We start from the raw sequence: 18,989 nt of genomic DNA, 5'->3' as shown, positions 1-18,989 counted from the left end.
GTCCAACGATGCGCAACATGATGTGCCTCCGGCGTTGTTTGTCTCTTGAATCAACCCTATGGCGCAGCTCACTGAAAAGCAAGAAAAGTTTCTCATTTGACTTCCAGTTCTCATAAATTCCAGCGCAATTACTGGAGGTACTTGAAGACCCCCCAGGTCCCTGCGAGCAGCGCGCAGCCTTCCTTGTGCCGAGCACCGAAAGCCGGCGTCTTCTTGCGGGACGGGGCGCGGAAGAACGCCGGGGAACCACACCCCAGACACACCAGGCCACGCTGGCTGGTGCGGCGCCAGGAAGGATCGCGCTGGCTGAAATCTGCAGCATGCCAGTCACGGCCGTCCGTGGTGCTCAGGGCCCACTTCACGCCCTGGCCGCTTTCCTCAGAGTCCCCAGATACGCCGACAACGCCTCAAAGCTGTTCTCCGGAGCCAACTCAACCAGCCGTTCCGATTCCTGCAGGCGTGCGTGATGCAGCTGTTCCCAGGCCGAAATCGGATCCCCGCCCGCCGTCGCTCCATGAACGCCAAGGACGGCGACCGTCAGTTCAGGCACAACGGCAGACACATCATCCCGGAGCGACGCCCGGGCCATGGCCTGCCACTTCGAAGAACGCGGAAGGTTGTCCACCCTGTCCAGCAGCGACTCAATCCGAAAGCGATCCCGCACGGCAAAGTAAATCGGAGCGATGGTCTCCACCCGGTCACCCGTGACCTGTTGCACGCGGGCAATGTCCAGCAACGTGAATGCCTCGCGAAGTTCTGCCCATGTCCGCACCACATCATCGGGCAATCCCCACTCCTGCGCCGAGGCGAGAAGGGCGTGGACGTCATCCTTGTCGGATCCAGCGAGGAGCTCCGGAAGGCGTCCTCGAAGGGCCTCCACCACGGGACGGTACAGGTTCAGGCAAGCCTCGATGGGAAGCTGGTGGTCGTACTGGATGAACCAACGCATCGCCCTGTCCAGGACCCGCCGGATGTCCAGGTAGATCCGGCTCCAGTTCTCAGCAGGCAAGTCAGCGCAGCGATGCACCAGTCCGAGCGAGAGTTCACTGAGCCCAAAGAGTTCGCTGGCAATGACGAACGCCTTGACTGCCGCAGCTTCGTCCGCCGAAGTTTCCTCCATGAGCCTGAAAACGGAGGTCACTCCGCCGATGTTGATGGCATCGTTGGCCAGCACGGTAGCGATGATGTCCTCGCGCAGGGGATGCCGGTCCACCTCCGCGCCAAGACGCTCAACCACGGGAAGCGGGAAGTAGCCCCTAAGAACTTTGGCCAGGTACGGGTCCTGGACCAACGGCGTGGCCCGGATGCTCTTAGCCAGGGTGTTCTTGGCGTAGGCGGCCAGGACGGAGAGCTCAGGCGATGTGAGCCCTCTGCCGCGGGAAATGCGGTCCTCCAGCGCTTGTGTGCCGGGGAGGAACTCCAGCTGGCGGTCCAGCTCTCCGCGCCCCTCAAGAGATTGCATGAAGCGCTCGTAGTTGGGAAACGACGCCGGCGGGAACCGTCGGTCTGTCAGGAGCAGGATGTTTTGAGCGACGTTGTCAGCAAGGACCAACCCGGAGATCTCGTCCGTGAGTACCTCCAGGAATCGGGTTCTTTCAGCTTTAGGAAGCTGCCCTGCCCTGATCGCCTGATCCATCAGAATCTTGATGTTGACTTCATGGTCCGAGCAATCCACGCCCGCAGAATTGTCAATGGCGTCGGTGTTGATGAGCACACCACCCAAGGCAGCCTCAACCCTCCCGGCCTGGGTGAGGCCAAGGTTGCCGCCCTCCACCACCACCCGCGCACGGATTTGCACGCCATCCACCCGGATGGCGTCGTTGGCACGATCACCGGCGTCGGCGTGCGTTTCTGCGCTGGACTTGACGTAGGTTCCGATGCCCCCGTTATAGAGCAAGTCCACTGGAGCTTTGAGGATGGCCTGCAAGAGGGCCGGCGGACTCATGGACAGGGCAGCATCGTCCAGGCCCAGTGCTTCGCGTACGGCCGGGTGTAACGGGATGGCGCGGGCCGTCCGCGGCCAGACTCCGCCGCCCTCACTGATCAGTGAACGGTCGTAGTCGTCCCAGCTGGACCGTGGCAAGCCGAAGAGCCGCAGCCGCTCCCCGAATGAGGCAGCGGCGTCCGGGTGCGGGTCCAGGAAGATGTGCCGATGGTCGAAGGCAGCCACCAGCTGGACGTGACGGGACAGCAGCATGCCGTTTCCAAAGACGTCCCCGCTCATGTCACCGATGCCGGCCACTGTGAAGTCGGTAGTCCGCTGATCCAGGCCAAGCTCACTGAAGTGGATTTTTGCAGACTCCCACGCGCCCCGTGCGGTAATGCCCATGCGCTTGTGGTCATAGCCGACGGATCCACCCGAAGCGAAGGCATCCCCCAGCCAATACCCGTATTCAGCTGCTATTTCATTGGCAATGTCTGAGAATGAGGCGGTCCCCTTGTCCGCGGCCACCACCAGGTAGGAGTCGTCGTCGTCGTACCTGACGACGTTGGGCGGGGCCACAACCTGACGCTCACCATCCACGAAGCGGATGGTGTCCGTGACATCCAGCAGGCCACGGATGAAAGTGCGGTAGCACTCCTGCCCCTCGGCCAGCTGCTCGGAGCGATCCGTGATCCCCGCAGCGCACTTGGCGTAGAAGCCTCCCTTGGCCCCGTCCGGAACGATCACGGCGTTCTTCACAGACTGGGCCTTAACGAGGCCCAGGACTTCGGTCCGGAAATCCTCTTGCCGATCAGACCAGCGGAGGCCACCGCGGGCGGTGGGGCCGAAGCGAAGATGCACGCCTTCCACCCGCGGCGAGTACACCCACACCTCATGGGCGGGCCGGGGACTTGGAAGGATGTTGATGCCGGAGGGTTCGAATTTGAGGCTGATGTGCGGCTTGCCTTGGTAGAAGTTGGTCCGGACCGTGGCCCTGATCAGCCCCGCGAGAGTCTCCAGCACAAATGCAGCGTCCAAAGTCGCCACGGATTCCAGCGCAGTTTCCAGCGCGGCCCCGGCAGTTCCAGCACCGTCCACCCCTTCGCCCACCCGCTCCGGATGAAACTTCGCCGCGAACAGCTCCACCAAGGCCGCGGTGGCCTCCGAGTGCGATTGCAGCGTTGCGGCCAGGAACTCGAACGAGTGGGGCGTGCCGAGCTGGCGAAGGTACTTCGCGTAGCTCCGGAGGAGGGCGACGACACGCCAGTCGAACCCCTGCTGCAGGACAAGGCCGTTGAGAAGGTCCGATTCGGCGTCTCCCGCCATGACAGCGCGGAACGTTTCCGGAAGCAAGGCCCAAGCACTCGCAGACCGGACCTCCGCCGGTCCACTGACCCGCAGGTCATAGAGGTAAAAGGTGTTGCCGTAGGCGTCAACCATCTCGTAGGGCCGCTCCTCCAGCACCTCCAGGCCCAAGTGCTCAAAGTACGGCAGTATCCGGCTAAGGCTTTCAGGCTGCCGGAGATAGAGCTTGATCCGTCCCTTCGCATCCGAAGAAGCAACGGCACCGGGATCGACGAACAACCGTGCCGGCGCCGGGCCTTCATCGCTGCCGGGCGCTTCGAACCGTTCGATGTCCTCGCTTGCCTCTTCCACGCTGTTCCGGAGCCGGTACTCCGGAGGGAAGGCCTCGCCCCAGCGTTTGGCGAGCACATCGGCTTCAGCGGCGGTACGGCCGGCCCGTAGGGCTTCCAGGATTCCTTCCGGCCAGGACCTGACTGCCTGGTTGATGTGCTGCTCCACGGTGCCATGAGGGACATCGGCTTGTCCGTCAGGCGACGTCCACACGGTGAAGAAGATGCGGGCGAGTGCTGAGGAATTGAGACGGGCCTCGTGCTCGATATCGACCGCACCGAACATCTTCCGCAGTTCGCGTTCGATCCGAACCCGGACCGCAGTGTTGTACCGGTCCCGTGGCAGGTAGACCAGGACCGTCACGAACCTGCCGTAGCTGTCGCGCCGCAAGAACACCCGCGATTGCCGACGCTCCTGCATCCGCAGAATATTGCCCGCCGTGTGGAGGAGTTCGTCGACGCCGATCTGGAACAGTTCATCGCGCGGATAGCTCCCAAGGATGGCCATGAATTGGCGGCCCGAGTGGCTGGCCGGGTCGAGTCCGCTGCGAGCCATGACCCCGCTGACGGTTTCGGCAATCACAGGGATCTGGTCTACCGGACTGTTGTAGACGCTGGCAGTGAACAGGCCCAGGAAGCGGTGCTCGCCGCTCACTTCCCCATCGGCATCAAGGGTCTTGATGCCGATGAAGTCCAGGTGTGCGTCGCGGTGGACCGTTGAACGCGAACGGGCTTTGGTCACGACGACGGCAATCGGCTCCCGCGCCGAGTCTCGCGCCGCGCCGCTGAGGACGCGTGGTTCAAGGCGGACATTGTTGCCGTTTCGGAGAACGCCCAGGCCCGTTCCCTGGGTGGCAATGAGGCGATCCTCTGTTTCGCCACGTTCCAGTGTGTAGTGGCGGTAGCCGACGAAGACGAAGTGATTGCTGCCGAGCCACGTCAGGAGGCTGCGTGCTGGATGTTTCCCGGACAACTCGCCAGCAACGTCCGCCAGCTTTTGCCGCATGCCCGCCCAGTCCGAGGTTGCCGCCTCCACGTCGGCAAGGACACGCCGAATCGACTCCACCAGCTCACGGCCATCCTCCAGGTCCAGGGCGTCGCGGAGTTCCACGGCGATCCACGATTCTGGCCGCGTTCCCTGCCTCGCTGATGCCGGCTGAATGCCTGTGAGAACACCTTCCGGGGTCCGCTGCGTTGCAAATTGCGGGTGTACGACCAGCTTGATCCCGTGCTGGCGCCGGGTCAGCTCAGCCAGCACCGAGTCCACCAGGAACGGCGAGTCATCGCACACAATGCCGAGGACGGTACCGCCGGAACGTTCACTGCTGCCGCCCACTTGCCCTGGGAGGAGGCCTACCCATGCCGCCGTTCCTTTGATTCGGGCTGCGGAAAGGTGGGTAGCGGCACGGAACTCAAGCAGTCCGGGGTCGTAGGGTTCCCTGTCCTCCGATGAAAGCCCTGCGTAGTAGTCAGCGAGGAAATGCTCGGGCGCGGTGGTTTCCATGCCTTGTTCCGTGGACACGACTTGCTCCCTTTTGAGGATTGATGGGGTTTCGACAACTAAAAGATATGAGAATCTTTTCTCAAATCACTCAGCGCGTCAAGGGTTTTCGAACTCCCGACTCCACCTTGACCCTGCTTGGTTCCAATGAGAAACTATTCTCACTTGTGAACTACATCTCACAAGATGTCCGGCTCAAGCCGCCCTTTGAAAGGAACCCGTCATGGGCAATGAAGTCCTCCCTCCCCTTGTTGTCATGGGAGTGTCCGGCTGCGGCAAAACCACTGTGGGCTCCCTGCTGGGCGAACGGCTGGGCCGGGCTTTCCAGGACGGGGACGACCTCCACCCCCCGGCCAACAAAGAAAAGATGGGTGCAGGAATTCCCCTTGACGACGACGACCGGAAGCCCTGGCTTGAAGAAATCGGCCGCGCCCTTCGCCGATCACAGGACAATGGCAGGCCGTTGATCATCGCGTGCTCAGCGCTGAAGCGCTCTTACCGGGATCTACTGAGGCGGCACACGCCTGCCGTCGTCTTCATCCATCTCAACGGTGAACGCGAAACGCTTCTGGCCCGCATGAACGCCCGGGACCACGAATTCATGCCAAGCAGCCTTCTCGACTCCCAACTGAACACCCTTGAGCCCTTGGCCACCGACGAAAAGCATGTCCTTGCCGACTTCACCATTGCCCCGACCCAGCTGGTAGAACACATTTGCGGGCAACTCAGCGCTTAGGGCGCTGAATCCATGACGAGGCGCAGGCTCCCTAGACTTGCCCCTGGAGTGCCTCGGTACGTTCCTGCACGAAAGTGCGGAGCTTGTCCGTTTGTTCCGAGAGAGCCTCCTGGCTCAATCCATCGCTGACAGGCACAGTGGCCGCGATTTCTTCCAAAAGGTCCATGGCGGCCCCACTGGCATACAACTGCTCGTACAGTGCCGCATAGGCTTTGTCGTACAACGGTTGGAACGCAGCCGAGGCCAGGAATCGCTCCTTGAGTGCGTTGCCACCCTTCCCACCGCCTGCCAGCCCGCCTCCGCCTGCTTCCGTCGTGGGCGGGCCGGCCAGCCCACGGGGTGCTGCTCCGCCGTCGTTCGCTGCAGGTCCTTGCATCCCTCCGCCTCCGCCAATGGAGACTTGATCATCAGGAGAAGCCGTGGCGTTTCCTGTCATGGCGAGGTTCAAATCCCAGGAAACGATGGAGATCTTCTGCGTTTCGAGGTCGTACCAGAGGTAGTAGTTCTGCCCGGGACCGGCCATGTCGTCGCCGTTGACCAGCAAATTCATGGTGGCCGCGTAGCGTGCGAAGGAATCCACATCCACACGGTCGCCCAACCCGGCGTCGAATTCCTCGTCACTGGCCTCGGAAAGCCACTTGAGGAAATCGACGATAGGTTGAAGATCTTCGGTGTCCTTGGCATTGAGCTGCTTGAATTGTTCCTCGTAGGTTGCCAGGTCATCTCCCTGGTAGGTGAAGCTGGACTCGGCGTCGGCTTTGTAAAGGACACCGTCATGGTCGAGGAGGGAATCCGCGTAGTTTTCGTCCGGGTTTTCAACCAGCAGCCGAGTCTGGGTGGCGCTGCCGTTCACGGAATACGTGGTGTAGGCATAGCGCTGCGTGGGCTGTCCGCTTGCCTCCGTGAGGGCCAATGCCAAAGCCTCGTTCAGAACCGGCGAACCCGGACGCAGCGACAGCTGTGTCAATCCCTGGTACGTCTGCCCGTCAACATACTTGTCGAAGTCGATGAGCAGGGGCAGGGATTCGGGCACATCCGAGGAAATGCCGGATAAAGTTCCCGCAGCCCCGCCCGGCCCTCCCCCGCCGTCACCGGACAAGCTTCGCAACGTCGAGTTGCCCTTGAGCCGCACGCCGATACCTGACACGAGAGTTCCATCGATCGTGATGTCTGCCTTGATCCATTCCTTGGAGCCGTCTGCTTCATAGGCCGCGATCATCGACGCATAGGCAGCTTTGTCCCATTCGATGCTGACTGCGTGGGAGGCGCCATCGGCGAAAAGTGCGGACCCCGCCGTCGTGGTGTCGCTTCCGGCGTTGGCCGCCTCCGCTGCTGTGGCCGCACTACTGCTGGTGGCAGCCCCGGCATCCGAGGAGTTCGTCGCCTCCCCAACGCCGCATCCGGTCAGGGTGAGGGCGAAAACGACAAGGGACGAAGACAAGAAGGTGACGTGGGAGCGTCGCATGAGCGTGCTGCTTTCAAGCTCGGGAATAGTCCTTTCAACGATTCCCACCGCAGCTGTGCGGACGCTGTGCCTGCTCAATGTTGCACGTATGTGTGCCGTCCCCGTGGAGTCAGACTGAGGAAACCGGCTGTCTCCAGTCGAAAAAGGGAAAGCCTTTCAACCGCAAAGCAACCTCACTAGGATGACCGGCACAGGGGCATGGCTTTGTGTTGGTGCCATCCGGGCAATAGGCCGGCCCTGGGAGGGAAAATAATGCCTAAGGGGAAGCCGAACATTCTGGTCATTTGGGGAGATGACATTGGCATCACCAACCTGAGTTGCTACAGCGACGGACTCATGGGTTACCGCACACCAAATATCGACCGTATTGCCGAGGAAGGCATGCGGTTCACTGACTCATACGGCGAACAAAGCTGCACCGCCGGGCGATCGTCATTCATCACCGGCCAGAGCGTGTTCCGTACTGGCCTCAGCAAAGTCGGAGTGCCCGGGGCCGACCTCGGGCTGCGTGCCGAGGACCCCACCATCGCCGAGGTCCTCAAGCCTCACGGTTATGTCACCGGACAATTCGGGAAGAACCACCTGGGTGACAAGAACGAGTTCCTGCCCACCGTGCACGGATTCGATGAGTTCTACGGCAATCTTTATCATCTGAATGCGGAGGAGGAACCCGAGTCCGCCAATTGGCCGAGCCCGGAAGACTTCCCCGAATTCAACGAAATGGCCCGTCCCCGCGGAGTCATTCACTCCTGGGCAAGCGACACAGAGGACGATACAGAGGACGGTCGTTTCGGCCGACGGGGCCGGCAGCGCATTGAAGATACAGGGCCCCTCACCAAGAAACGCATGGAGACCGTCGACGATGAGTTCGCCGCCGCAGCGAAGGACTTCATCGGGCGATCACATGAAAGCGGCGAGCCCTTCTTCGTCTGGATGAACACCACGCACATGCATTTCCGTACGCACGCGAAGCCTGAGAGCATTGGGCAGGCAGGCCGCTGGCAGTCGGAGTATCACGACACCATGATCGATCACGACAAGCTTGTGGGTAACCTGCTGGACCAGCTCGATGAGTTGGGCATTGCCGAGGACACCATCGTGATTTACTCCACGGACAACGGCCCGCACATGAACACTTGGCCCGACGGCGGCATGACGCCGTTCCGGAGCGAGAAGAACACCAACTGGGAGGGCGCATTCCGTGTCCCCGAGGTGATCCGGTGGCCCGGCCACATTCCTGCGGGGGTGGTATCGAATGAGATCATCCAGCACCACGACTGGCTGCCCACCTTCCTGGCCGTCGCCGGCGACACCACTACTGTTGATGAGCTCAAACAGGGCAAGGAACTCGGTGACCGTACCTACAAAGTCCACATTGACGGCTACAACCTGTTGCCCTACCTGACCGGAGAGGTCGACGAGAGCCCACGCAAAGGCCTGGTGTACTTCTCCGACGACGGCGATGTCCTTGCGTTGCGCTTCGACAACTGGAAAGTCGTCTTCATGGAGCAACGGGTCCAGGGCACCCTTCAGGTGTGGTTCGAACCCTTCGTGCAACTACGGGTTCCCAAACTGTTCAACCTGCGCACGGACCCCTTTGAAAGGGCCGACGTTACCTCGAACACCTACTTCGACTGGTTCTTCGAAAACGACTACCTCGCCCTTGCCGCAACGGCACTGATGACGCAGTTCCTGGCCACGTTCAAAGAGTTCCCGCCCCGTCAGCGTGCGGCGAGCTTCAGCATCGACCAGGCCGTGGAGAAGCTGCAGACATTCTTGGCGGGAGGCGATTGAACCTGGCTTCATTCCCGCAGGACGCCGGCGCCGAGGGGTTCGTGGCCATCAGCGGCGGCCAGTTCACGATGGGTTCGGATGAGCACTATCCGGAGGAGGCACCCGCGCACCCGGTACGCGTGGGTGACTTCCGGATCAGCACAACAGCAGTCACCAACAGCGAGTTCGCTGCATTCGTTCGCGAGACAGGCTACCGAACCATCGCGGAACGGCCCCTCGATCCGGCGATGTTTCCGGGCGCCCCGCCAGAGAACCTCGTCCCCGGATCGATGGTTTTCACTGGAACATCCGGCCCTGTGAACCTTGCCCACCTCAGCCAGTGGTGGGCATGGACGCCGGGTGCGAACTGGAGGCGTCCTTTCGGACCCGGCACGTCCATCGCCGACCGGGCAGACCACCCGGTGGTGCATGTAGCGTATGAGGACGCGGAGGCCTACGCCGATTGGGCTGGCCACCGGCTTCCCACCGAGGCTGAGTGGGAGTTCGCTGCCCGGGGCGGCCTTGACCGTGCACGGTTTACTTGGGGCGACGAGCCGGAGACCCCCGGCGCGCCGCTTGCGAACTACTGGCACGGTGAATTCCCATGGCGGGCCAGCCGTGGCTACGGTTCCACCGCTGCGGTGGGGTCCTTCCCGCCAAACGGGTACGGGCTCTACGACATGGCGGGCAATGTGTGGGAATGGACCAGCGACTGGTATCAACAACACGAAGCCGCTTCAGGATGCTGTGCTCCCGTGGATCCCCGTGGCGGTGACCGCAACGCGAGCCTGGACCCGCGGCAGGCACCAGTCCCCCGGAAAGTCGTCAAAGGCGGCTCGTTCCTTTGCGCCGACAGCTACTGCCTGCGGTACAGGCCCGCTGCCCGGCGTCCACAGATGATCGACACAGGGATGAGCCACGTTGGGTTCCGATGCGCTGCCCGGTGAAGCCGGGCGCCCTGGTTCGCGCGCACGTGCGTGGGCGGGAACAGTCGTGTTCCTCTTCCTCGCCCCCGGGGTGGTGGCGGGCCTCATTCCGTGGCTGATCTCAGGCTGGCGGTGGTTCGACTGGGGCGGCACCGCGTGGTTCGTGGTGCCGATGGCCATACTGGCAATCGGCGTAGGCGCTGCGTTCCTCCTGTATGCCTTCGCCCTGTTCGCCCTGCATCGTGGAACGCCGGCCCCCGTCGCCCCGACGGAGACGCTGGTCGTGGCAGGGGTCTACCGATTCGTCCGCAATCCGATGTACCTCGCCGTGCTCACGATCATCCTGGGCCAGGCGCTGCTGTGCGGAAGCAAAGGGCTCCTGCTCTATGCCGTGGTCACCTTCGTGACGGTCCTGGCCTTCGTCAAGGGGTACGAGGAGCCGACCCTTACCAGTACCTACGGTGAGCAGTATCTCGACTACCGGCGCAACGTCCCGGGATGGTGGCCGCGGCTCACGCCGTGGCAGGAAGGGGCTCCCGGGGAGCGAAGAGGTTGACCCCTCAGCGGTCAGACAATAGTCCGTAACCGCCATAGTGCTCAGCCAGCTTCGCCAGCCCGTCGTCTAGTGAAACGACCGGCGCCCAGTCGAGGAGCTTGTGGGTTTCGCGCTGATCGAACCAATGCGCGGTGGAGAGCTGTTCGGCGAGGAACTGTGTCATAGGCGGCTCCTCTTTCCGACCGGCCAAGATCCATGCCTTTTCCACCACCGCACCCGCCACCCTAGCTACTGCGCCAGGCACCGTCCACGACGGCGCCGGCACGCCTCCCGCCGCGCAAATGCCCGCCAGCAGCTCGCCGATCGGGCGTGGCTCGCCGTTGCTCACCACCAAGGCCTTGCCGTGGACGTATTCCATGCGGTGCAACGCTGCGACGATAGCCGACGCGGCGTTGTCGACGTAAGTGGTGTCGATCAGGGCTGCGCCGGAGTCGAGAAGCGGCAGGCGCTTGCGCCCGGCACGTTCCAGGACCCGCTCCACCAGTTGCGTGTCGCCCGGCCCCCAGACAATGTGGGGGCGCACCGCGGCGACCCGGAATTCGGGAGCGTCCGCCGCCAGCGCCAGCAGCTCAGCCTCGGCTTTGGTTCGCGAGTAGCTGCCGTGCGCATGGGCCGGGTCGGCAGGCCCGGCACCCAACCCGACAATCGCGCTGCCTGAGTTCGCCACCGACGGCGACGAGACGAACACCACGTCCCGCACCCCGGCCGCATGGGCGGAATGGAGGAGTCGGCGCGTTCCTTCGACGTTCACTTGGTGGAACTCCGCGGCACGGCCCGTAAACGAAACTTTCGCCGCCAGGTGGATGATGCCCTCCGAGCCTTTTACGGCTTTCCGGAGTGCGGACTCGTCCGTGACTGACCCGCAGAAGTCCGTGACGCCGTCGACTCCTGAAGGGCGGCGCTGGAAAGTCGCCACGGTATGGCCCTGGCTGAGCAAGAGCCGCGCAACTTCGCGCCCGAGCAACCCGCTTGCGCCGGTGACGAGCACCCTCACGGCTGTCCCACGCGACCCCCGGCAAGCACCCGTGAAGCCCAGCTGGACAGTCGGGTCCGGTCGATCTTGGCATTGTGCCGGATATCGGTCGGCAGTGCCGGGACTGCGAGGACCGCGGAGACTTTTACTCCGGCGTCGAGGGCTGCGCGGCGGACGCGCCCGGCCACCTGCGGCCCGGCAGGACCTGCTTTACGTGCCGGAGGTACGGTCTCGACGACGGCGACGACGGCCTGAGTGCCCGCCGGTCCAACGCCCGCGACAGCGGCCAACCGGATACAGTCCAAGCGTTCGATGGCCTGCTCGGCTCCGACAGGTGTCACCACAGCTCCGGGAGATGTCACGACGTGGGCGAGTCGTCCTTCCACCCAGAGCCGACCGGCGGCGTCGAAGTGCCCCACGTCCCCGGTGCGGTGCCAGCCGGGAAGACTGACGCTTTCGCGCTGCGTCAGCCACAGCCTGTCGTAGGCTTCCTTGACGTGTGGAGCTCTGACCAGAATCTCGCCGGTTACCCCAGGTTCCACTACGGCTTGGGACCCATGTGCGGAGCCGTCCGCAGCCAACGCGGCCACGGCCACGCTGGCCCCGTGTACGGGCTTGCCCACGCACACGCCATTGCCTGCTCCGTTGACCGTGCCGGCAGCCGCTTCGGCGTCAGCGGCCTGGATTTCTTCGAGGCTGATGTCTGTAACCGGCAGCGCCTCGGTCATTCCGTAGGGAGTGCGCAGGGATGCACGGGGCAGTAACCGCTGCACGTCGGCCAGCAGCGGTTCCGGGATCGGTGCGCCGGCAGACAGGAGCAGCTGCACACCTGCCAGGGCTGTGTGACCGTCCGCAGGCAATTCATTGTGGGTGGCAAGGACGTTGCGCAAGGCCGCAGGCGAGGCGAAAACCACCGAGGCGTCGATGGCCGCCACGGCGTCCGCCAGTGCGCGGGCAGTCAGCGTGCGGGGCGCAGTAACGTCCATGGCAGGCGTCACCGACACCGCTCCCAGCGCCGGCCCCAGCAGCGCGAAGGGGGCGAAGCCCGCCACTAGCCTGGCACCGGACCGGATCCCGAAAGTTTCGGCCAGGGTATCCCGCATTCCGACCAACTGCCGGTGCGTGTAGAGCACACCCTTGGCTGGACCCGTGGAACCGGAGGTAAAAAGGACGGCGGCGGGAGCCGAAGGGTCCACGGCCTCCATTGGCCGCACCGAATCGCTTCCGGCGCCTCGTCTCGCCAAAGTGGTCAGTGACGTTTCGACTCCCAGCATTCGACGTCGACCGGCAGCGAGGTCCCGTACGCTGATGCGTCGTCCCGGCCAGCCGAACACCGAGGCAGCCATCAGCGCTTTGTCGATTCCTATGAGGAAGTCCGCGGTTGCGCCCTTCACGGCGCGGCTCAGGCCCTTGGTTCCCAGCCCTGCGTCCGCCACGACCACTACTGCGCCCAGCCGCAAACAGGCGTAGAGGGCTACGGTCAGGTCCACTCCTGGTGTAACCATGAGGCTCACCCGGCTGCCGCTCCCGACGCCGGCCTCCTTCAGGCCCGCGGCGAGGTCAAGAATGTTCCGATTCAGTTCCTGCCAGCTGAGCGAGCGGCCGGCTTTGCCATCGGCAGCCATTTCCACCACGGCGGTGCCGTCTTTGCTTGGGCCGGTGGCCAGCTCGCCGAGTGCATCCCAGATCGGCCGGAATCCCGCGGACTCCGGCTCGGCCGTGGAGGTTTGTCCATCTCCACCAGTGGTTGTCGCTTCAGGTGCCGTGGAAACACCTCCGCTGGCGCCGCCGTGCTCGGCGAGCCACTGGAAAACGGCCGTGGCAATGTCGCAGTCTTCAGCCAGAAGATGTCCGGCGCCCTCGAAACGATGCACGTCGGCGTGCGGAACCCTGTTGATGAGGTCTTTGAGGTACCTGTCCGAAAAGATCGGATCCTTGGGACCCCACAGCATCAAAGTGGGGACCTTCAACCCACGCAGCCCTTCGGCGACTGATTCGCGTGCCAGGAAGCTGGGGTGGGAAGCATCTGCCGGAATATCCGCGACGAAGTTTCCCACGCCCGTCCGGCGCCCGGCTCCGCGGTACGGGGCCATGTAGGCCTCCCGGACGTCGGCGGACAACCGGGGCTGCGCCAGCGAATGCGTCACGCGCAGAAAGGCGTCGGACGTCGTGGTTCCCCACCGGCGCACGGCGGGGTGCAACGCCAGCCGCAGTGCCGATGGGATGGCCGCATCGGAGGGCTGGTGGACGGCTGTGTTCGTCAGCACAACTCCGGTAACGAGCTGCGGATGCGCCAACGCCCAGCCCAGGCTGATGAGGCCGCCCCAGTCATGGCCCACGGTAACCACGGGACCATCCAGGCCCAATTCATCCGTCAGGTCAGCTAAGTCGTTGATCCGGTCCGCAAGGCGCCGGAATGTTCCGCTGCGCTCCGAGTAGCCCATGTCCAGTTGGTCCACGGCCACAACGCGCCACGGGTGGGCCGGGCTGGATCCAGCGGCCAAGAGAGTCCGCCACAAATATGACCACGTGGGATTTCCATGAACACACAGCAGTGTGCCCGCGGGAACCAGGCCACGGCTGGCAAGTTGGGCGCCGTTGTCCAAAATGTGCCACTGGCGAACTGTGCCCGGCGGATCCACCGCGGACGTCGACGTCACGTCAACAGTCCGGGACCATTCCGGATCCACCCCGGGCCACTGGGTGGCTACCAAACGATCTCCACCATCCCTGCGTTCAGCCCGGAACCAACCCCCATGCACAAGACCCGGTCGCCGGAGGTCAGGGACTGCGCTTCGGCCGCAAGTGTCATAGGCAGTGACGCAGGACCTACGTTGCCCCAGTGCGGGAAAGTGATCGGAACTTTCTCGGGGTCCAAGTCAATGGCATCGATGATCGCCTGCGTGTAGGCATTGCTGACCTGGTGCGTGACATAGCGGTCCATTGCGGCCCAGTCCCACTCCGGCTGGGCTTCGTGCCAAGCCTCGACGACCAGGCGGAGTCCGCCGTCGAGCAGGCCCTTCGTGTCGGTGGTCATGCCATCGACGCCTCCCACGCACAACTCGTGGTGTTCCGTACCGGCACGCATTACACCGCCGACAAGCCTGTGCGCCCCAGGGTGCTCTCCCGCAGGGCCCAGGACGGCTGCGGCCGCCCCGGATCCAAGAGTGAGGGTGGCGAACTCCCGGTTGAAGTCTTCACGTGTAGTCTCGGGCCGTTGCAACCGTGCCAGCGTGGCTTCCTGGGTAGCTTGGGCGTCCTCGCCGTTGACGATCACCGCGTACTTGATCTGGCCGGAATCGATCATGTTGGCGGCCAGGATGAGGCCGTTCACGAATCCGAGGCAGGCGTTGGCGAGGTCGAAGTTCATGGCGGATGACGGCAGGCCAAGTTCATGGTGGATCTTTACCGCCACGGACGGTTCCAGGTTACGCCTCGTGACCGAGGTGTTGATCAGGAGGCCTACCTGGGAGGCTTCGACGCCAGCCTCTGCCAGGGCTTTGGCACCTGCCTCGACGGCTGCATCATCAAAAGATGTCCCGGCGGCCCACCATCGGCGATGCGTGATGCCCGCAACGCGCTCAAGAAGCCGCGGCGGGAACTTCAGGCGCTGAAGGGTGGACGCCAATCGACGGTCGAAATCCGTGGAACTCACGATCCTCGGAGCCTCGACACTGCTCACCGAGAGCAACGCGGTGTTCCTGTGCCGGAAGGTCGCATTCCCTGCCAAGTCAAGCCCCTCTTCGTTTCTGTCCTGCATTCACGTGGCGACTGTACCCATCAGTGCAAGCCCAAGTGCTTAACTATGCCGGTGTGAACCCGGATTCTGCATATTTTCACCCCGTGCCACTGTGTTAGAAACGCAACACTGTGGTTTGAATTGGTTCGTATGCTGTGCAAATTCTAACGGTCCTCCCTCCGTGATTTCCGACAGCCGACCGGACAGGGTGGGGCCGTCCAGCTCCACGAGCCCGGCAAAACGGGCTGGGCGTAGTGTGGAAGTTGGACGATAGGAGCACTTCATGAAGAAAATCCTCATGGTACTGACCAGCGTTTCCGAGATCGGCGATACGGGAGAGAAGACCGGCTACAACGTGGCCGAGGCCGCACATCCGTGGAAGGTCTTTAAGGATTCCGGGCATTTCGTTGACTTCGCGTCCATCCGGGGCGGCCAACCCCCGCGCGACGACGTGGACTCCCATGACCCGATCCAGGTTGCCTTCACCCAGGATGAAGCCACCCGGGCAGGGCTCTACAACACTGCCCGCGTGGAGGTGGTTGACCCCGAACAATATGACGCCGTCTACCTCGTGGGAGGCCATGGCACCATGTGGGACTTCCCGGACAGCGAAGGCCTGCAAAAACTCGTGGCCAGCGTCTACGACGCCGGCGGGCTGGTGGGCGCTGTCTGCCACGGACCGGCGGGACTGCTGAACGTGGAATTGGCGAACGGGTTCCGCTTGGTCCAGGGCCGGGATGTGGCCGCGTTCACCAATGACGAGGAGGTAGCTGCGGGGAAAGACAAAGTCATCCCGTTCTTCCTGGCAGACAGGCTGGAGGAACAAGGTGCCACCCATGTCTCGGCCGGCGTCTTTGAAGAGATGGTGGTGGTGGACGAACGGCTGGTGACCGGCCAGAACCCGGCCTCAGCGGCCGGAGTGGCCAAGGAAATGGAGAAACTGTTCGCGGCAGTCATTCATCAGGAAAAAGCCGAGGAACAGCACGAAGCGGAGGCGTTGCGCGCCGAAAAGGACGCCGAGAAGACCGCCAAGAAGAAGGCAGCGGCAGAAACAGAGCACTGACTCCAATAGGTCGTGGAACTGACGGCCGCCACCTCAACTGATCGATTGCCTGTTCAGTCAACGGAGGAGGCGGGTCCCTGGCACGGCGTTCAGGCGCGGTGTTTGCGGCAGCGCGAGGTGCTGGAGCGGTGCAGTTCCACCCCAGCACCTCGCGCTGTTCAGGAGGCCGATTCGAAATGTGCAATCAGCTCGTCGTTGAAGCGCTGTCCAATCCGCTGCACGGCGTGGGGGCTGCCGTCGAAGAGGACACGTTTGGCGGGGAGCGTCTCTGCCAGGGCGTCTGCTACGTCCTCAAAGCCTGGAGTTCCTCCGCCGGTAACAACCAACTTGGGGAACGGAGTCCGGGCCAGGACCTCCGCCGGAGCACCAGTCTCCCAAGGACGCTCGGTGGTCAGGTTACGGATGGCTTCCTCCAGTGCCGGGGGTAGCGGGGAGGGCAGCTGCAGATCGACACCGAGCACGCCCAAAAAACCTGCGGCAAAGGTTTCAAGGTCGTTCGTGTCCGCGGCACCAAAGTATCCACGCAGGGCTGTGATGAGCTGGTCGGCTGCTGGGCGACCGGCTCCGTTGGGCATTGCCGGCGGCTCGATCACAGTAAGTGAGAGGATCTTCTCCGGGGCCAGTGCCGCAGCCCGCATGGCCACCACCCCGCCCATCGACGTTCCGAGCAGGTGTGCGCCGTCCCCGAGCAGTTCGACAATCTCCTGGGCGTCCCGATCCGGGTCTATCCGTTCAACCCGGGGACTGGGGCTGTACCCCCGACGGTACGGCGCAATGATCTGAAACCTGTCCGCCAGTACTTTTTGCTCAGCGAAGGCTGTGGCGGCAGAACTCAGGCTGCCGTGGACCATCACTACTCTCGGTCCCGATGCTCCCCAGCGCTCCGTTGCCAGTCCAGTCACTTGACGGCTCCGTTCCCGGCATTCGCAGCCGCCATTTGCAGCTCAGCCCGGGCGAAGACACCACGGTCAATATCGAGTCGACGCGACTCGAAGCGCCAGCCGCCCTCGGTGCGGACCACGACGTCGTGGTAAATGCCTGAAGCGATGATGAATGGCGGTTCGTCCACTTGCAGTTTCGTGACAGCGCACGTGATGGTGCCGGTGTCGCCGTCGCCGTCGACGACGTAGTTTGTCATCAGGTGGCGGGCGCCATCCTCCTTGCCTGCCTTGATGTGCCCTTCAATGAATTCACGAATTGCCGCGTGTCCGGCAAAGGTGCCGTAGGTGGCAATGAACTTTCCGTCCGGAACCCAGGCTTCCACCCAGGCGTCAACATCGTGGTTGTCGAGGGAGCGCATTTGCGCGTTCGATAGCTCGACGATTGCAAGCTTGTCTTCAACAGAAAAAGGCATGGGATTCTCCTTGGTGGGTGTTGTGGGGGCTTGGCGCAGGCAACCAGGCCGCGTGATCGAGCGCCTATGCTCGACCGGGCCGGAACCGGGCCATTCCCGTGTTTCCAAGTCTGCTCACCCACGGCGGCGGCTTCTACCGCCTATGCGAAACACCTATAGCGAGTTTGCGAAGTCACTGCCCATCAAGCGGCAGGAGTGTCCCTACCGGTGTGGCGAACGCAGCACGGCGGAGGGCGATTGACCGAACCTGCGCTTGAACCTTGCGGCGAAATCTCCCAAATGCGGGAACCCGCAGCCAAAAGCGATCGCCGCTACGGTGGTCTCTGCCCGGTCCGCGACGGACAGCTGCGCAAAGGCTCGATCGAGTCGCTGACCACGGAGCCACTCCCCTGGCGACATTCCGACTTCACGCTGAAAACCGGACTGCAGGCTCCGAGGAGTCACGCCGCAGTACGACGCGACGGCCGAAAGGGGGAAGGGTCCCGATAGGTTCGCGATCATGTACTCCATGGCCATGGCAACACGGTCCGTGGACGGCGGCTCATAGGACACGGCAAGGCGTTTGCTGAGGTTGCTCGGGTACCCCAGCAAAAGGGCCTCCGTGAGCAGGTCCTCAATCTGGTAGGCCAGCCGTGGAGTTCGACTCACGTTCGCGTCGGTCGAGAGCTGAATCGCTGCGTGCATAAGGCCCACGATTCCTGGACTGATCCGACCCGCAAGCCCGAAATGGACGGGCGCGGCCTCCGTTGCCCCAACCAAGGCGGCAGCAGCGACTTCCACGCGCCTGCGGTCCAGCCGGATGAGCAACTGGTCGAACTCGCGGCCGATTTCAAGAGTGAACCCCCTGTAGGGGCTGACGACGGCCATAGTGCCGGGCTGGAGTACGGCTGCCGATTGACCGTAGGAGAATCGTGCCTGCCCGGCCAACGGCAGGGCGACGATGAAGTCCTCTTGCTCGGGTGTCAGTTCCGAGATGGTCACATCAGCCCCGTAGAAGAGACGGCTCAGATCGAGGGCACCGTTCGGCATATGGTCCAGCTGCGCAGAAAGGTGATCGTCGCGATCGCGGACGCGCAACAGATGTGGCCGAAGGGCCGACGCGCACGCCTCTACAACAGCATCCGTATCGCCTGACGCGCTGAGCAATGAGGTTCCGTGCCCGCGCACCAGTTCAGCCACTTCCTCAATGGACATGGCCGCACCTCCTCCTTACTCAGAATAGCGCCGGGCTCGCCGCAGCGGATGGCCCTCGCGCCCGACGATTCGCGTCCTGGCGCAATAGCCGTTGTATCCCGGCGAGCCAATCCGCGTCCAGTGACGATTGGGCGATTCTATATTTAAGTAT

At 63.2% G+C, this 18,989-nt stretch carries 14 protein-coding genes; 5 read left to right on the top strand and 9 right to left on the bottom strand.

Annotated features, from left to right (window positions below; genetic code table 11):
• Nucleotides 1–128: 128 nt before the first annotated feature.
• Nucleotides 129–362 (bottom strand): hypothetical protein, encoded by a 234-nt coding sequence (locus ACFRJ9_RS12695; protein WP_377668309.1) that lies wholly within the window; start codon nt 360–362, stop codon nt 129–131.
• Nucleotides 359–5,080: an NAD-glutamate dehydrogenase gene (locus tag ACFRJ9_RS12690; RefSeq protein WP_377668307.1), complete on the bottom strand. Its 4,722-nt coding sequence runs from the start codon at nt 5,078–5,080 to the stop codon at nt 359–361. The genes ACFRJ9_RS12695 and ACFRJ9_RS12690 overlap by 4 nt, the downstream gene beginning before the upstream one ends.
• A 202-nt stretch (nt 5,081–5,282) precedes the next feature.
• On the opposite strand from ACFRJ9_RS12690, the gene ACFRJ9_RS12685 reads away from it, so the two are divergent.
• Complete coding sequence (locus ACFRJ9_RS12685; protein ID WP_377668305.1) at nt 5,283–5,795, top strand: gluconokinase; 513 nt, start codon at nt 5,283–5,285, stop codon at nt 5,793–5,795.
• Nucleotides 5,796–5,826: 31 nt separating this feature from the next.
• Here the strand turns inward: ACFRJ9_RS12685 and ACFRJ9_RS12680 are convergent, their stop codons facing one another.
• Nucleotides 5,827–7,338, bottom strand: a complete 1,512-nt coding sequence (locus tag ACFRJ9_RS12680) for a CotH kinase family protein (protein WP_377668302.1) — start codon at nt 7,336–7,338, stop codon at nt 5,827–5,829.
• A 174-nt stretch (nt 7,339–7,512) separates the two neighbouring features.
• On the opposite strand from ACFRJ9_RS12680, the gene ACFRJ9_RS12675 reads away from it, so the two are divergent.
• From ACFRJ9_RS12675 to ACFRJ9_RS12665, 3 genes are read left to right on the top strand one after another with little or no spacing between them, the layout of a single operon-like run.
• The gene (locus ACFRJ9_RS12675) at nt 7,513–9,054 is read left to right on the top strand and encodes an arylsulfatase (RefSeq protein WP_377668300.1); all 1,542 of its coding nucleotides are present in this window, start codon (nt 7,513–7,515) and stop codon (nt 9,052–9,054) included.
• Nucleotides 9,051–9,980 carry a formylglycine-generating enzyme family protein gene (locus ACFRJ9_RS12670; RefSeq protein ID WP_377668297.1) on the top strand — a complete coding sequence of 310 codons (930 nt, stop codon included), beginning with the start codon at nt 9,051–9,053 and terminating at the stop codon, nt 9,978–9,980. The genes ACFRJ9_RS12675 and ACFRJ9_RS12670 overlap by 4 nt, the downstream gene beginning before the upstream one ends.
• A 46-nt stretch (nt 9,981–10,026) precedes the next feature.
• Complete coding sequence (locus tag ACFRJ9_RS12665) at nt 10,027–10,515, top strand: methyltransferase family protein (RefSeq protein ID WP_377668295.1); 489 nt, start codon at nt 10,027–10,029, stop codon at nt 10,513–10,515.
• Between the two features lie 4 nt (nt 10,516–10,519).
• On the opposite strand, the gene ACFRJ9_RS12660 is transcribed toward ACFRJ9_RS12665, so the two are convergent.
• Genes ACFRJ9_RS12660 through ACFRJ9_RS12650 form a run of 3 tightly spaced genes read right to left on the bottom strand, consistent with a single transcriptional unit; the run spans nt 10,520 to nt 15,248 of the window.
• Nucleotides 10,520–11,509 carry an NAD-dependent epimerase/dehydratase family protein gene (locus tag ACFRJ9_RS12660; RefSeq protein WP_377668293.1) on the bottom strand — a complete coding sequence of 330 codons (990 nt, stop codon included), beginning with the start codon at nt 11,507–11,509 and terminating at the stop codon, nt 10,520–10,522.
• Nucleotides 11,506–14,202 carry an alpha/beta fold hydrolase gene (locus ACFRJ9_RS12655; protein WP_377668291.1) on the bottom strand — a complete coding sequence of 899 codons (2,697 nt, stop codon included), beginning with the start codon at nt 14,200–14,202 and terminating at the stop codon, nt 11,506–11,508. Before ACFRJ9_RS12655 ends, ACFRJ9_RS12660 begins: the two co-directional genes overlap by 4 nt.
• Nucleotides 14,196–15,248, bottom strand: coding sequence for a 3-oxoacyl-ACP synthase III (locus ACFRJ9_RS12650; protein WP_377668288.1), 1,053 nt, complete (start codon nt 15,246–15,248; stop codon nt 14,196–14,198). The genes ACFRJ9_RS12655 and ACFRJ9_RS12650 overlap by 7 nt, the downstream gene beginning before the upstream one ends.
• 262 nt (nt 15,249–15,510) lie before the next feature.
• On the opposite strand from ACFRJ9_RS12650, the gene ACFRJ9_RS12645 reads away from it, so the two are divergent.
• The gene (locus ACFRJ9_RS12645; RefSeq protein ID WP_377668286.1) at nt 15,511–16,290 is read left to right on the top strand and encodes a type 1 glutamine amidotransferase domain-containing protein; all 780 of its coding nucleotides are present in this window, start codon (nt 15,511–15,513) and stop codon (nt 16,288–16,290) included.
• A gap of 158 nt (nt 16,291–16,448) precedes the next feature.
• Here ACFRJ9_RS12645 and ACFRJ9_RS12640 read toward each other — a convergent pair whose 3' ends face one another.
• The 3 genes from ACFRJ9_RS12640 to ACFRJ9_RS12630 form a co-directional block, all read right to left on the bottom strand.
• On the bottom strand, nt 16,449–17,192 hold the full coding sequence (locus ACFRJ9_RS12640; protein ID WP_377668283.1) for an alpha/beta fold hydrolase: 744 nt from the start codon (nt 17,190–17,192) through the stop codon (nt 16,449–16,451).
• On the bottom strand, nt 17,189–17,644 hold the full coding sequence (locus ACFRJ9_RS12635) for a nuclear transport factor 2 family protein (RefSeq protein ID WP_377668280.1): 456 nt from the start codon (nt 17,642–17,644) through the stop codon (nt 17,189–17,191). The genes ACFRJ9_RS12640 and ACFRJ9_RS12635 overlap by 4 nt, the downstream gene beginning before the upstream one ends.
• Before the next feature lie 201 nt (nt 17,645–17,845).
• Nucleotides 17,846–18,838 carry an AraC family transcriptional regulator gene (locus tag ACFRJ9_RS12630; RefSeq protein WP_377668277.1) on the bottom strand — a complete coding sequence of 331 codons (993 nt, stop codon included), beginning with the start codon at nt 18,836–18,838 and terminating at the stop codon, nt 17,846–17,848.
• Between the last annotated feature and the right edge of the window lie 151 nt (nt 18,839–18,989).

This window comes from Paenarthrobacter sp. NPDC056912, from assembly GCF_042786555.1.
Taxonomy (GTDB): domain Bacteria; phylum Actinomycetota; class Actinomycetes; order Actinomycetales; family Micrococcaceae; genus Arthrobacter.
The sequence above is the reverse complement of the archived record's forward strand: the minus strand, read 5'-3'. Positions and strand labels throughout refer to the sequence as shown.

What these genes read in the sequence shown, in the direction of transcription:
- ACFRJ9_RS12685 (WP_377668305.1), top strand. Translation starts at nt 5,283, where the DNA reads ATGGGCAATGAAGTCCTCCCTCCCCTTGTTGTCATGGGAGTGTCCGGC.
- ACFRJ9_RS12675 (WP_377668300.1), top strand. Translation starts at nt 7,513, where the DNA reads ATGCCTAAGGGGAAGCCGAACATTCTGGTCATTTGGGGAGATGACATT.
- ACFRJ9_RS12650 (WP_377668288.1), bottom strand. Translation starts at nt 15,248, where the DNA reads ATGCAGGACAGAAACGAAGAGGGGCTTGACTTGGCAGGGAATGCGACC.
- ACFRJ9_RS12645 (WP_377668286.1), top strand. Translation starts at nt 15,511, where the DNA reads ATGAAGAAAATCCTCATGGTACTGACCAGCGTTTCCGAGATCGGCGAT.
- ACFRJ9_RS12635 (WP_377668280.1), bottom strand. Translation starts at nt 17,644, where the DNA reads ATGCCTTTTTCTGTTGAAGACAAGCTTGCAATCGTCGAGCTATCGAAC.
- ACFRJ9_RS12630 (WP_377668277.1), bottom strand. Translation starts at nt 18,838, where the DNA reads ATGTCCATTGAGGAAGTGGCTGAACTGGTGCGCGGGCACGGAACCTCA.